General features: G+C 51.0%; 2 tRNA genes and 2 rRNA genes. All 4 read left to right on the top strand.

Going from position 1 to position 978, the window contains the following annotated elements:
- Positions 1–282 (top strand): 16S ribosomal RNA (locus E2L00_RS21330); the annotation flags it as partial.
- 69 nt (positions 283–351) lie between these two features.
- Positions 352–428: transfer RNA gene (locus E2L00_RS21325), tRNA-Ile, on the top strand.
- A 115-nt stretch (positions 429–543) separates the two neighbouring features.
- A tRNA-Ala gene (locus E2L00_RS21320) sits at positions 544–619 on the top strand.
- 204 nt (positions 620–823) lie between these two features.
- Positions 824–978 (top strand): 23S ribosomal RNA (locus E2L00_RS21315); the annotation flags it as partial.

The following is a 978-nucleotide window of genomic DNA, read 5'->3' as shown; positions in this document are numbered from 1 at the left end:
ACCTCGCGAGAGCAAGCGGACCTCATAAAGTGCGTCGTAGTCCGGATCGGAGTCTGCAACTCGACTCCGTGAAGTCGGAATCGCTAGTAATCGTGGATCAGAATGCCACGGTGAATACGTTCCCGGGCCTTGTACACACCGCCCGTCACACCATGGGAGTGGGTTGCAAAAGAAGTAGGTAGCTTAACCTCCGGGAGGGCGCTTACCACTTTGTGATTCATGACTGGGGTGAAGTCGTAACAAGGTAACCGTAGGGGAACCTGCGGTTGGATCACCTCCTTACCTTAAAGATACGARCCTGCGCAGTGTCCACACAGATTGTCTGATAGAAAACGAGCAGTAAAACCTTATAGGCTTGTAGCTCAGGTGGTTAGAGCGCACCCCTGATAAGGGTGAGGTCGGTGGTTCAAGTCCACTCAGGCCTACCAAATTCGTCGCTATCCTGCGTTACAGCACCATTCACATACTTAAGTATGCTTCATGGCGCTGCGCCTTGACCAGCGCCGAATTCATGGTGAATTAATAAGGTTTTACGAAATCGATGGGGCTATAGCTCAGCTGGGAGAGCGCCTGCCTTGCACGCAGGAGGTCAGCGGTTCGATCCCGCTTAGCTCCACCATCATTTCATGCTCATATGATACGTCCGAGTGTACTGGCTGACAGTGTACTGCGACGTATTTGCTCTTTAAAAATCCGGAACAAGCTGAAAATTGAAACGACACGCCGTTTCCTTTCTCCGTAATAAGAAAGGAAAATGCGGTGTGTCAGAGTCTCTCAAATTTTCGCAACGCGAACTGTCTTACGAGACATCTTCGGGTTGTGAGGTTAAGCGACCAAGCGTACACGGTGGATGCCCTGGCAGTCAGAGGCGATGAAGGACGTGCTAATCTGCGATAAGCGCCGGTAAGGTGATATGAACCGTTATAACCGGCGATTTCCGAATGGGGAAACCCAGTGCAATCCGTTGCACTATCGTTA

The organism is Cedecea colo, from assembly GCF_011808225.1.
Lineage (GTDB): Bacteria > Pseudomonadota > Gammaproteobacteria > Enterobacterales > Enterobacteriaceae > Dryocola > Dryocola colo.
This window is presented reverse-complemented; position numbering and strand designations above follow the sequence as displayed.